Origin of the sequence: Stenotrophomonas sp. CASM101, from assembly GCF_049384845.1 — a bacterium.
Taxonomy (GTDB): domain Bacteria; phylum Pseudomonadota; class Gammaproteobacteria; order Xanthomonadales; family Xanthomonadaceae; genus Stenotrophomonas; species Stenotrophomonas hibiscicola.
In genome coordinates, this window is record NZ_JBMRFR010000007.1 from 187,347 (window position 1) to 199,763 (window position 12,417).

General features: G+C 67.4%; 10 protein-coding genes. 9 read left to right on the forward strand and 1 reads right to left on the reverse strand.

Features of this window, described 5'->3' with window-relative positions:
* Positions 1–5 precede the first annotated feature (5 nt).
* Positions 6–1,022: a glucokinase family protein gene (locus tag VG543_RS12620; protein WP_423178984.1), complete on the reverse strand. Its 1,017-nt coding sequence runs from the start codon at positions 1,020–1,022 to the stop codon at positions 6–8.
* 375 nt (positions 1,023–1,397) lie between these two features.
* Between VG543_RS12620 and VG543_RS12625 the strand changes: the two genes are divergently transcribed.
* The 9 genes from VG543_RS12625 to VG543_RS12665 all read left to right on the forward strand — a co-directional run bounded on the left by VG543_RS12625 (position 1,398) and on the right by VG543_RS12665 (position 12,380).
* Positions 1,398–2,687, forward strand: coding sequence for a sugar MFS transporter (locus tag VG543_RS12625; RefSeq protein WP_423178983.1), 1,290 nt, complete (start codon positions 1,398–1,400; stop codon positions 2,685–2,687).
* 39 nt (positions 2,688–2,726) lie between these two features.
* The gene (locus VG543_RS12630; RefSeq protein WP_005411045.1) at positions 2,727–3,794 is read left to right on the forward strand and encodes a LacI family DNA-binding transcriptional regulator; all 1,068 of its coding nucleotides are present in this window, start codon (positions 2,727–2,729) and stop codon (positions 3,792–3,794) included.
* 7 nt (positions 3,795–3,801) lie between these two features.
* Positions 3,802–4,830, forward strand: coding sequence for an SIS domain-containing protein (locus VG543_RS12635; RefSeq protein ID WP_423178982.1), 1,029 nt, complete (start codon positions 3,802–3,804; stop codon positions 4,828–4,830).
* Positions 4,830–5,978 (forward strand): N-acetylglucosamine-6-phosphate deacetylase, encoded by a 1,149-nt coding sequence (nagA, locus tag VG543_RS12640; protein ID WP_423178981.1) that lies wholly within the window; start codon positions 4,830–4,832, stop codon positions 5,976–5,978. The genes VG543_RS12635 and nagA overlap by 1 nt, the downstream gene beginning before the upstream one ends.
* Positions 5,978–7,045, forward strand: coding sequence for an acyltransferase family protein (locus VG543_RS12645; protein WP_423178980.1), 1,068 nt, complete (start codon positions 5,978–5,980; stop codon positions 7,043–7,045). Before nagA ends, VG543_RS12645 begins: the two co-directional genes overlap by 1 nt.
* Positions 7,046–7,271: 226 nt before the next feature.
* On the forward strand, positions 7,272–10,298 hold the full coding sequence (locus VG543_RS12650; protein ID WP_423178979.1) for an autotransporter outer membrane beta-barrel domain-containing protein: 3,027 nt from the start codon (positions 7,272–7,274) through the stop codon (positions 10,296–10,298).
* A gap of 224 nt (positions 10,299–10,522) precedes the next feature.
* Positions 10,523–11,557: a S41 family peptidase gene (locus VG543_RS12655; RefSeq protein ID WP_423178978.1), complete on the forward strand. Its 1,035-nt coding sequence runs from the start codon at positions 10,523–10,525 to the stop codon at positions 11,555–11,557.
* A gap of 3 nt (positions 11,558–11,560) precedes the next feature.
* Positions 11,561–11,896, forward strand: a complete 336-nt coding sequence (locus VG543_RS12660) for a hypothetical protein (protein WP_423178977.1) — start codon at positions 11,561–11,563, stop codon at positions 11,894–11,896.
* Between the two features lie 49 nt (positions 11,897–11,945).
* Positions 11,946–12,380 carry an SseB family protein gene (locus VG543_RS12665; protein ID WP_021204661.1) on the forward strand — a complete coding sequence of 145 codons (435 nt, stop codon included), beginning with the start codon at positions 11,946–11,948 and terminating at the stop codon, positions 12,378–12,380.
* The last annotated feature ends 37 nt before the right edge of the window (positions 12,381–12,417 follow it).

The window sequence follows — 12,417 nt, forward strand, 5'->3', positions numbered from 1 at the left end:
CGGTGTCAGGCGGCCGATTGCTGCAGGTACCAGCTGGCAGCGCCGACCACGCCCAGCTGGCCGTGTTCGACGACCTTCACCGGGATGCGTGCCAGCGCTTCGCCCATCGGCCCCTTCTGAAGGTAGCGTTCGACGAAGGTGCTGGCGTGCAGGTATTCGCGGATCTGCGGCAGGATGCCGCCGGCCAGGTAGACGCCACCGTGGGCGCCGTAGAACAGCGCCATGTCGCCGATGGTGCTGCCGAGCAGGCCACAGAACACGTCCAGCGCCTGGCGCGCATGCGCATCGGTATCGGCCATGGCGGCGGCGGTGACTGCGTCGGGGCTTGCCAAGGTCGGCGCCTGCCCCTGCAGTGCACACACGGCTCGGTACAGGTTCATCAGGCCGGGGCCGGAGATCGCATGCTCGATCGACACGTGCGCGCGGTCGCGCTGCATGTGGCGGACGATGGCCATTTCCAGTTCGGTGCTGGCCGCCAGAGTCGGCTGGCCGGCCTCGGTGGCCAGAACCACCGGGCCGTGCGCGGTGGGGATCCACAGCGCGGCGCCCAGACCGGTACCGGGGCCGACCACCAGGGTCGGACCGCGTGCGGCGCTTTCCGGCCCGCACAGGTGCAGCACGCCACTGGCGTCCACCTGCGCGGCGGCGTAGGCCACTGCTTCGAAGTCGTTGACGATGTAGACCCGCTGCAGGCCGACGTCGGCTTCCACCTGGCGCGCCGACAGCGGCCACGGCAGGTTGGCGGTGATCACGGTGCCGTCCTCGCGGGCGTAGCCGGCGCTGGCGACCACGCAGTGCGTGGGCCGCGGGCCTTCGCCCAGGAAGTCGGACAGGATCGCGCTGAGACCGGCATGGTCGGCGTTGCGGTACTTGCGGTACTCCAGCACCTGCACCGGGTGGGCGGCATCGCCGCTGGCCTGGACCCGGGCCACGCGCACATGGGTGCCACCGACGTCGGCGGCCAGGAACGAGGGCGCAACGCGGGACAGGACATGGGCCGGGGCGGGGTGGCTGGCGGTCACGCGGGCTCCTGCTGTCAGGTGGGGCCGGCCCGGAACCGGGGCGGCGATTGTGGCGGAGTCTGTAACCGCGCTGACAACGATGTCAACGAGTTCGTGACACTTTCGTTGCTGCGTTGCAACGAACGCGGCGTGTAGTAAACGTTTACATGGTGTGAGTGCGGGTTTCACGTGGGAACCATTGCCGCACGTGGCTCTAGGACTGCCGCGCATTCAGCGGGGCGTACCGCGGTGGACTTGCGCAGTGCAGCACGAGGTTCACAGGGCTGCGCGTGGAAGTTGACAAACCGCGGCTGTCCATCGAAAGAATGTGACAACGTTGTTCCCAGCCACTCTCCGACGCCGCGTTCTGCGGCCGTCGCCGCAGGAGCCCTCCTGATGTCCGCCGTCCCCGCTGCAAGCGCGCGCCCGAACGTGGCCACCTCCATCGCCATCGTTGGCGTGTTGTTCTTCCTGATCGGCTTCTTCACCTGGCTCAACGGCCCGCTGATCACCTTCGTCAAGTTGGCCTTCGAACTCAGCGAGGTCGGCGCCTTCCTGGTGCTGATGGTGTTCTACCTGTCCTATTTCTTCCTGGCCCTGCCGGCGTCCTGGATCCTGCGCCGCACCGGCATGAAGAAGGGCCTGAGCCTGAGCCTGCTGGTGATGGCCGGTGGTGCCGCGCTTTTCGGTGAATTCGCCACCCAGCGCTGGTACCCGGGTGCGCTCGGCGGCCTGTTCGTGATCGGCAGCGGCCTGGCCCTGCTGCAGACCGCGATCAACCCCTACATCTCCATCCTCGGCCCGATCGAGACGGCGGCGCGCCGCATCGCACTGATGGGCATCTGCAACAAGATCGCCGGCATGCTGGCGCCGGTGCTGATCGGCACCCTGGTACTGCATGGCATCGGTGACCTGGACAAGCAGGTACAGGCGGCCGACGCGGTCACCAAAGTGGCCCTGCTCAATGAGTTCGCCGCCAAGATCCATGCGCCGTACCTAGCCATGGCGGGCCTGCTGGTACTGCTGGCCGTCGCCGTATTGTTCTCGCCGCTGCCGGAGATCAAGTCCTCCGAGGCCAACGCCACCCCGACGACCGCCGGCGCAGCCGAGCGCAGCAGCATCTTCCAGTTCCCGCACCTGTGGCTGGGCGTGCTCTGCCTGTTCGTCTACGTCGGCGTGGAAGTGATGGCCGGTGATGCGATCGGTACCTACGGTCATGGTTTCGACCTGCCGCTGGACCAGACCAAGATGTTCACCTCGCTCACCCTCGGCGCGATGCTCATCGGCTACGTGGTCGGCCTGCTGGTGATCCCCAAGGTGGTTTCGCAGTCGCGCTACCTGACCATTTCGGCGGTGCTGGGCGTGGTGTTCTGCCTCGGCGCCTGGGCCACCCACGGCTACGTATCGGTGGCCTTCGTGGCCCTGCTGGGCTTCGCCAATGCCATGATGTGGCCGGCGATCTTCCCGCTGGCGATCCGCGGCCTGGGCCGCTTCACCGAGACCGGCTCGGCCCTGCTGGTGATGGGTATCGCCGGCGGCGCGATCATTCCGCAGCTGTTCGCCGTGCTCAAGCAGCACATCGACTTCCAGCTGGTGTTCGTGCTGCTGATGGTGCCGTGCTACCTGTACATCCTGTTCTATTCGGTGGTCGGCCACCGCGCCGGCCTGCCGCAGGACAAGGCCTGATCGGCGATGATGGACGGCAGCCAACCCCAGGGAAAACCCATGCGCAGAGCGACCATCAAGGACGTTGCGGAGAAGGCCAAGGTCTCGCTGAAGACGGTCTCGCGCGTGATCAACAACGAGCCCTCGGTGATGCAGGCCACCCGCGCGCGGGTGCTGCGTGCCATTGCCGAGCTCGACTATGAACCCGATCCGTCCGCGCGCAACCTGCGCAGCGGCACTACCTTCGTGATCGGGCTGGTCTACGACAACCCGAACCCGTACCACATCATCGGCGTGCAGAACGGCGTGCTGGCCGCCTGCCGCGAGACCGGTTTCGGTCTGCAGATCCACCCCTGCGATTCCAGTTCGCCGCTGCTGGCCGACGAGCTGGCCGACTGGGTGCAGCGTTCGCGCCTGGCCGGGCTGGTGCTGACCGCACCGATGTCCGAGCGCCGCGACCTGATCCAGGCGCTGACCGCGCGCGGCATCAAGCTGGTGCGCATCATCGCCGCCACCGAAGACCCGGCCGATGGCGCCTGTGTGTTCGTGGACGACCGCGAGGCCGCCTACGAGATCACCGAGCACCTGATCCAGCTGGGCCACCAGCGCATCGGCTTCCTCTGGGGCGGCAGCTCGCACCGGTCTTCGGGCGAGCGCTACGCCGGTTACGAAGCCGCGCTGAAGGACTACGGCATGACCGTGGACAAGCACCTGGTGGTGCAGGGCGACTACACCTTCGATGACGGTTTCCGCGGTGCGCGCCGCCTGCTGGCGCTGCGCGAGCCACCTACCGCCATCTTCGGTTCCAACGATGAAATCGCTGCCGGTGTACTGGCAGCCGCAAAGTCGGCCGGCATGAACGTGCCGTACGACCTGTCCATTGCCGGTTTCGAGGACAGCCCGTTCTCGCGCCAGTCGTGGCCGCCGCTGACCACCGCCAAGCAGGCCACCGAAGACATCGCCCGCCACGCCGCGCGCCTGCTGATCGCGCAGCTGCGCAGCGATGCCTACGACGACGCGCCGGCGCCGCTGCACAACCAGGGCTTCGTGCCGCAGCTGGTGGTGCGTGGTTCGACCGCGCCGATGCGCCCCGCCGGCGCACGCCCCCTTCCTTCCGATCCTGCCTGAGCCTGCCATGTCGCTGTCAGACCCCACGTCCACCCTGATGTTCGCCGAGGCCGCTGAAGCGGCTGACGTGGTTGCCCGCCAGTTCTCGCGCAACCACGCCACCCTGGAATCCCTGGCCGCCAGCCTGCGTGCTGCGCCGCCGCCGTTCGTGGTCACCTGCGCACGCGGCAGTTCCGATCATGCCGCCACCTATGGCAAGTACCTGCTGGAAACCCAGCTGGGCCTGGTGGTCGCATCGGCCTCGCCGTCGGTGGGGTCGGTCTATGCCGCACCCCTGCAGCTGCGCGGCGCACTGTTCATCGTCATCTCGCAGTCGGGCAAGAGCCCGGACCTGCTGCGCAACGCCGAGGCCGCCAAGGCGGCCGGTGCGCGCGTGATCGCGCTGGTCAACGTCGAGGATTCACCGCTGGCGCAGCTGGCCGACACGGTCATTCCGCTGCACGCGGGTGCCGAAAAGAGCGTGGCGGCGACCAAGAGCTACCTGGCGTCGCTGGCCGCGCTGCTGCAGCTGGCCGCGTACTGGAAGCAGGACAGCAGCCTGCGTGCGGCGCTGGACCTGCTGCCCGACGCGCTGCGTGAGGCGTGGCAGTGCGACTGGAGCGCGGTGACCGAAGGCCTGGTCGAGGCCACCAACCTGTTCGTGCTCGGCCGTGGCCTGGGCCTGGGCGCGGCCCAGGAAGCGGCGCTGAAGTTCAAGGAAACCTGCAGCCTGCATGCCGAAGCCTACAGCTCGGCCGAGGTCAAGCACGGCCCGATGGCGCTGGTTGGCCGTGGATTCCCCGTGCTGGCCTTCGCGCAGCCCGATGAAACCGGCGCCGGCACCCGCGCGGTGGTCGAGGAATTTTCTGCCCGGGGCGCGCAGGTGTGGCTGGCCGGGGCCGGCGGCAACCTGCCGGTGGCTGCAGCGCCGCATCCGTTGTGCGCACCGTTGTTGACCGTGCAGAGCTTCTACCGCGCAATCAATGCGCTGGCATTGCGTCGTGGCTTCAACCCGGACCTGCCGCCGCACCTGAACAAGGTGACGGAGACGGTGTGATGGCAACCGTGCTGCGCAATGCCCGCATCCTGGCGGGCGATGAGTTCCGCGACGATCTGGCAGTGGTGATCGAAGAGGGCCGCATCAGCGCGCTGCTGCCCGATGCCGCGCCGCAGCTCGGCCACGCTGCCGAGCAGGTCGACCTGGGCAGTGGCTGGCTGCTGCCCGGCTTCATCGACGTGCAGGTCAATGGTGGTGGCGGCGCGCTGTTCAACAATACGCCGGACGTGGCGGCGCTGCGCACCATTGCGCAGGCGCATCGTCGTTTCGGTACCACCGCGATGCTGCCGACGCTGATCAGCGATGACGTGGCGGTGATGCGCGAAGCCATCGGTGCGATGCGCGACGCAATCGCTCAGGGCGTGCCCGGCGTGATCGGCATCCACCTGGAAGGCCCGTACATCGCGCCGGCGCGCAAGGGCACGCACGATGCCAGCAAGTTCCGCGTGCCGGATGAAGACGAGATCGCGCTGGCGGCATCGCTCGACAACGGCGTGACCCTGCTGACGCTGGCGCCGGAACGCGTGCCGCTGGAGACGATCCGCGCGCTGGTCGAGCGTGGCGTGATCGTTGCCGCTGGCCACACTGCAGGCACCTACGAGGAGATCCGCGCCGGCCTGGATGCCGGTGTGCGTGGCTTTACCCATCTGTACAACGCGATGTCGCCGCTGCAGGGCCGCGAGCCGGGCGCGGTGGGTGCTGCACTGGAAGACCGCGATAGCTGGATCGGCATCATCGTAGATGGCGTGCATGTGCACCCGGCCAGCCTGCGCGTGGCGCTGGCTGCCAAGCCGCGCGGTCGCCTGCTGCTGGTGACCGATGCGATGCCGCCGGTCGGTGCCGACGATCCCAGTTACGTGCTGTATGGCGAAACCATTACCGCCATTGATGGCGTGGTGCGCAATGCCGCCGGTTCGCTGGCGGGCTCGGCGCTGGACATGGCCACGGCGGTGCGCAACACCGTGCAGCTGCTTGGCCAGTCGCTGGCCGAAGCGGCACGCATGGCCTCGACCTACCCGGCGCAGTTCCTCAACGTCGATGATCGCCTGGGCCACATCGCCGAGGGCTACCAGGCCGACCTGGTGCTGCTGGATGACGCCCTGCAGGTGCGTGGCACCTGGATTGCCGGGCAGTACGAGGCCGCCTGATGAACAGTTCGCCGCCACGCCGGCTGGGCTCGATCGATGCCCTGCGCGGCATCACCGTGGCGGCGATGCTGCTGGTCAACAACCCGGGTGACTGGAGTGCGGTGTTCGCACCGCTGCGCCATTCGGAATGGCATGGCTGCACGCCCACCGATCTGGTGTTCCCGTTCTTCCTGTTCCTGGTGGGCGTGTCGATGGCGTTCAGCGTAGCGCCGCGCGCGCTGGACGTGTCGGCGCGACCTGCACTGGCGCGCGGCGTGCTGGAGCGCGCGCTGCGCATCCTGCTGGCCGGTGCGCTGCTGCACCTGCTGATCTGGTGGGCGTTGGATACCCATCACTTCCGCATCTGGGGCGTGCTGCAACGCATCGCGGTGTGTGCGGCGTTGGTGGGCGTGCTTGCGGTCTACGCGCGGCCGCGCGTGCAGGTGGGCGCTCTGATCGCGCTGCTGGTGGGGTACACCGTGTTGCTGCTGGGCATCGGTGACCTGGCGCCATGGACCAACCCGGCCAGCCGCCTGGATACCGCGTTGTTCGCGCCGTGGATCTATCAATGGCACGCCGATGCCGGGCTGGGCCATGACCCGGAAGGATTGCTGAGCACGCTGGGCGCGCTGGCCAGTACCGTGCTCGGGCTGTTGGCCGGAGGCCTGCTGCGCAGCGGACGTGCCGCGGCGCTGGCCGGGCTGGGTGTGGCGACTGCGGTATTGGGCCTGCTGCTGGCGGTGGTGCTGCCGTTGAACAAACAGCTGTGGACGCCCAGCTACGTGCTGTGGACCGGCGGCCTTGCCGCGCTGGCGCTGTGGCTGGGCCACCTGTTGATCGACCAGAAGGGCTGGCCGGCGCTGGGCCGGCGCTTCGGCGTCAATGCGATCACGGCGTATCTGGGCGCATCGGTGATGTCGGTGGTGCTGATGGCTACCGGGGTTTGGGGGTGGGTCTGGCAGCGATTGGCCACCGCAATGCCGCAGGCGCTGGAGCTGGCGTCCATGCTGCAGGCGCTGGTATTTGTCGCGCTGTGGTGGGGCGTGGCATGGTGGCTGGACCGGCGGAAGATCTATCTGAAGATCTGATGGCACCTCATCCACGCCATGCGTGGATGCTCTCCGCGCGGCCTGTGACCGCTGCAAAGATGAATAATTTCAGCCACGTGGAGGTGGCGTGATGGCCGATCAAGTTCGCAACTGAACTGTGATGGCCGCCACGCAATTTCACCTATCGAAACCGTTCACCACACGGCAGACTGCCTGCGCAGTACCGCATATCCGCAGTTCCTGATCCCTTGTCCAGGAGTGCTGTATGTCCCGTGCCGTTCCGCGCGCTTTCCGTCCGCGCCGCCTCACCGTTTCCGTGCTGCAGGCCCTGGCTGTCCCGTCCGTCATGCTGTTGAGTGCCAGCGTCGCCTGGGCCGGCTGTGACAGCGCCGCCCCCGTCGCCGGCCAGACGGTCACCTGCGATGCCAATGCGCCGAACCCGCAGACTGTTCCCATCACGGCCAATGGCGCGGCCGGCATCACCATCAATATCGCCAACACGGCACAACTGCAGCAGAGCGGTGGCAGCAGCGCGATTTCGCTTGTTGGTGCCGGTGGGCACCTGTTGTCCAACTTGGGCACGATCAGTTCGGTGGGCGGTGTGGCGGTCCAGCTCGGTGGCGGCAGCCGTGTCGAAAATGCGGGCAGCATCAGCACCGGCAACAACACCGCCCTGCAGTTCGTCGGTGCGGGCGACAGCGTGCTGGTCAACCGCGGAACGATCAGCGGGCGCACCGGCGTACAGTTCGATTCAGGCAACGACCGCCTGGACATGCAGGCCGGCAGCATCAGCGGCGGCGTCCTGCAAGGGGATGGCAACGATGTGCTGCTGCTGGGCAATGGCACCATCGACAGCGTCGACCAGGGCAACGGCGATGACCAGATGACCGTCACCGGCGGCACCGTCACCGGCCTGGTAGCGCAGGGCAGTGGCCGCGATGATTTCGTCATGAGTGGCGGCACGGTCGGCGCGCTGCAGCAGGGCGACAACATCGATACCTTCCGCATGAGCGGTGGCCGCATCATCGGCGCGTTCGAGGATGGCGACCAGGCGTGGATGACCGGTGGCCGCATCGGCCGCGTCAACATGAAGCTGGACAAGAACCTGTGGGACCAGTCCGGCGGCACCGTGGATGGCAATGTGGTGACCGGTTTCGACACCGATACCATCATCATCTCGGGTACCGCCTACATCGGCGGCAACATAAGCGTCAGCGGCGGCAACGACAGCGTGACCATTACCGACGGCACCGTGCGCGGGCAGGTACTGCTCAGTACCGGCGATGACACCTTCAACTGGAATGGCGGCGGCATCGTCTACGGCGCGATCGACATGGGCCCGGACAACGACGTGGCCAACCTCAGCAACCTCAACCAGGGCAACCTCGGTGCGGTGCCGCTGTTCGACGGCGGCAGTGGCATCGACCAGCTCAACCTCAGCAACGTCAAGACCACGGGCGTGGGCCGCTTTCAGAACTGGGAGACGATCCGCCTGGCCAACAGCACCGAGCTGAGCTTCGATGGCGACCTGGTGCTGGGCGACAGCGCAACCGGCACCGGCACGCTCACCGTGGATGACACCAGTACCGTGTATGCGGGCAGTGGCGGCCATGCCATCCGTCCGTTCAACAGTGGCGCACTGGTGGAGATGGTCAATGCCGGGCGCATCGACCTGACCGGTACCGGCGCGGGCGACGTGTTCACCGTGCGTGGCAATTATCGAGGCGATGGCGGTGGCCTTTACCTGCGTACCGTGCTGGGCGCGGACAACTCCACCAGCGACCGTCTGGTGATCGACGGCGGTACTGCCACCGGGACCACCGGCATCGGCGTGCTCAATGCCGGCGGTAGCGGCGCCGCCACGCTGGCCGATGGCATCCTGGTGGTGCAGGCCTTGAATGGTGGCCGCACCGCGCCGGGCGCGTTCTCGCTGTTCGCACCGGTCGCCGCCGGTGCCTACGAGTACTTCCTGTTCAAGGGCGGTGTCAGCGCTGGCACCAGCGAGAACTGGTACCTGCGCTCGACGCTGGTGACCGGCCCGACGCCGGCACCCAATGGCGGCGGTACTGCCGTACCACCACCATTGACGCCGCCGGTGGCACCACCGCCGCCGATCACCCCGGCACCGCCGCCGCCGCCCGAAGGCGCCACCGATCCGGATCTGACCGCGGGCGAGACCGCGCCGCCACCGCCGCCACCGGAACCGGCGCCGGTGGCGCCGCCCAGCGATCCGGCCGTGCCGGACGTGCCGGTGGCCGGCGGTGCGCTGCCCGGAACCGGTGCCCCGCCGACGCCGGGTGCACGCCCCGCCGAGGGCGCAGTGGTGCCGCTGTACCGCGTGGAGACTGCCACCTATGCCGTGGTGCCGCCGCTGCTGCGCGAGACCTCGCTGGCCAGCCTGGGTACCTTCCACGAGCGCCAGGGCGAGCAGCGCCTGCTGTACAACCAGGGCGCATTCCGCACCGCCTGGGGCCGGTTGGTGGGGCAGAGCAGCGAGATCCACTGGAAGGGGGATGCGCAGCCCGGCTTCGATGGCGATGTGATGGGCCTGCAGGCCGGCCTCGACGTGTGGGCTGCGGCGTCTGACAACCACCGCAACCAGATCGGCGTGTTCGTCGGCCGCACCCGCGCGCAGGGCAAGACCACCGGCCTGGCACTGGGCTGGGAGAACGTGCAGGTGGGCCAGAACCGCCTGGACGACAAGCACGTGGGCCTGTACTGGACCTTCACCGGCAGCAGTGGCGGCTACATCGATGCTGTGGCGATGCAGAGCCGCTACGACGGCCGCGTGCGTTCCTCGCGTGGGCTCGGCTTCGGCATTAAGGGCGATGGCACCAGCGTGTCGGTGGAGTCGGGCAAGCCGCTGCTGCGGTTTGGGCAGTCGGCGTGGTGGTTGGAGCCACAGGTACAGGTGATCTGGCAGCGCACCTCGCTGGACGACCGCCGCGATGAGGTGTCGAGCGTGCGTTTCGACAACGACAACGCCTGGACCGGCCGCATCGGCCTGCGTCTGGCCGGCGACTACCAGCTGGCCGACAACGGCTGGCAGCCGTATTTCAAGCTGAATTACTGGCATGGTCGTTCCGGCGAGGACCGCATCCGCTTCGACGACGACACGATCATCAATTCGCAGCGCTCACGCGCGCTCGAAGCCGGTGTCGGCGTGGTAGGGCGCTTCAACCGCACCATCAGCGCGTACGCGGTGGCCGACTACACGCGCGAGCTGGGCGGTGACCGCAATGAGAAGCGCCGCATCATCGAAGGCAACATCGGCCTGCGCGCGGACTGGTAGCGCCGGGCCATGCCCGGCGGCATGACCCGCTCTGGTAGGTGTCGACCTTGGTCGACACGAACCCCGCCGCCGTCATGACTCTGTAGAGCCGAGCCATGCTCGGCTGCTTCAGTCGCAATTTCCCCAAGCCGAGCATAGGCTCGGCTCCACAGAACACTAGCGCGTGGCGAGATCGATCCCACCGCGGCTATCCTACGGCTTCGATACATGACAAGGAGTCGTCGATGCTGGACCTAAGGAATGTCCGTGCCGCCATGCTCACCACGCTGCTGCTTTCATCTTCGGCCGCAGTTGCAGAGGAGACAGTAGAGCTGCCGTCGCCGGAAGCGCGTGAGCAGATGCTGCAGTTGTTGGAAACCCAGTCCTTGTACCGTGGCCGCGTAGATTGGAACGACGTGCGCGCGCGCCTGAACGCGGCAGGCGACGACCGCGCGCAACAGCGACGTGTTCTGGATGAGGCCGCCGCACGCAGCAGCGGAGGCCATGGCCGTTGGTTTTCACCAAGCGAGCAGCGTCAGCGTTCCGAACGTGCTCAGCGCTTGAATGCCGGTCAGGCGACCGACCTCGCTGCCCCCAGTCATGCCAATCCCCGCATCGGCGTGCTTCGGGTGAGCCCCTTCGTGGAAGACCTGCAACGCAGCGAATCGGAACGCTATGAAGCACGCAAGGTCTACGCGCTGGCGTTGCAGGGGCGTATCGCTGGCCTGGATGACGGCACGCGGTGCGGCTGGGTAGTGGATGTAAGCAGCAATGGTGGTGGCAACATGTGGCCGATGTTGTTTGGTTTGTTGCCATTGCTGCATGGAACGCAGGATACGCAGGGGGCGTTGATCGGCGCCTTCCGTAGTGCCGATGGATTGCTGTGGTGGCGGCAGGCGGAAGGTGAAGTCGTGCAAGGAAATGCCTCGATGCTGCGTTCACGACAGGGCGCGTATCGGTTGCGTGCGGGCACGGCGCCGGTGGCGGTGGTGATGGGGGCAGGCACTGCAAGCTCCGGCGAAGCAGTGGCACTCGCGTTTCGAGGGCAACCTGGGAGTCGCAGTTTCGGTCAGCCGAGCGCGGGCTTTTCTACCGGCAATCGACCGACGACGCTGGTGGACGGTACCACCTTGTTGTTGACCCACAACGTGATGACCGATCGTAACGGGCAGGGCGACGGTGGCAGAATGCAGCCGGATCAGGCTACGGCCAGCGGGCCGGCCACCCTTGCCGCCGCCCAAGCCTGGCTGCTGGCCCAGCCCGCCTGCCAGGCGCGCTGACCCATGATCCTGATCGGCCAGCAGGAACGGGTGCTGATCGTCGGCCCAACCGAAACCCACCACTGCCTGCGCTGCCAGACGGAAAGTGAGTTCGCGCCGCAGCTGCGCTACAAGATGGCGCGCATCGACCTGCTGTTCGGCCTCACCTACCATCGCCGTTATGAGCTGGCCTGCACCCGGTGCGGGCACGGCTGGGTGCTGGACACCGACACCATGGACCAGCAGCTGGGCGGGGTGCCGATCCCGTGGCGGCACCGCTTCGGCCTGCCACTGATGCTGGTGGTGGTGGCCGGTCTGGCTGCGTTGGGCTGGCTGTGGCGGCATGGATTCCTCGGTTGAGGAGCGGGCCTGCTAAAGTCTGCCCTGCAATCACGTACCGGAAGCGACCATGGACCACGACACCCCGTTCGACCCCCTCAACGACCTCGAGGTGCGCCTGCTGCAGGCCCAGGACGGCACGCTGACCGCAGCGCAGTTCCTCGATGGCCTGCTGACCTCGACGGCGTTCGTGCTGCTGGACAAGGCCATTGGCGAAGATGGCGCCTGGGACGAGAGCATCTCGCCGCTGGTGCTGACCAGCGAAAGCGGCGAACCGATGTTCGCGGTGTTCACCGCCCCCGAGCGCGCGGGCCTGTGGCACGAGCAGCTGCCGCAGTTTGCGCATGCCATGCCGATCGCGGTGCACGCGCTGCTGGCCGGTATCGGCGACGGCGTCGGCCTGGTGCTGAACCCGGGCCTGGACGTGGGCATGGAGATGATTCCCGATGCCGTGGCCCAGCTGAAGCAGCGTGCGGCGGCGATCACCCGCGGCATGGCGCATTGAGATTGATGGCATAGAAATCGAGCCGTCCTCTTCGTTC

Excerpts from the sequence above, each read along its gene's own strand:
- VG543_RS12630 (WP_005411045.1), top strand. The coding sequence starts at position 2,727 with ATGCGCAGAGCGACCATCAAGGACGTTGCGGAGAAGGCCAAGGTCTCG.
- nagA (WP_423178981.1), top strand. The coding sequence starts at position 4,830 with ATGGCAACCGTGCTGCGCAATGCCCGCATCCTGGCGGGCGATGAGTTC.
- VG543_RS12635 (WP_423178982.1), top strand. The coding sequence starts at position 3,802 with ATGTCGCTGTCAGACCCCACGTCCACCCTGATGTTCGCCGAGGCCGCT.
- VG543_RS12665 (WP_021204661.1), top strand. The coding sequence starts at position 11,946 with ATGGACCACGACACCCCGTTCGACCCCCTCAACGACCTCGAGGTGCGC.
- VG543_RS12655 (WP_423178978.1), top strand. The coding sequence starts at position 10,523 with ATGCTGGACCTAAGGAATGTCCGTGCCGCCATGCTCACCACGCTGCTG.
- VG543_RS12660 (WP_423178977.1), top strand. The coding sequence starts at position 11,561 with ATGATCCTGATCGGCCAGCAGGAACGGGTGCTGATCGTCGGCCCAACC.
- VG543_RS12650 (WP_423178979.1), top strand. The coding sequence starts at position 7,272 with ATGTCCCGTGCCGTTCCGCGCGCTTTCCGTCCGCGCCGCCTCACCGTT.
- VG543_RS12625 (WP_423178983.1), top strand. The coding sequence starts at position 1,398 with ATGTCCGCCGTCCCCGCTGCAAGCGCGCGCCCGAACGTGGCCACCTCC.
- VG543_RS12645 (WP_423178980.1), top strand. The coding sequence starts at position 5,978 with ATGAACAGTTCGCCGCCACGCCGGCTGGGCTCGATCGATGCCCTGCGC.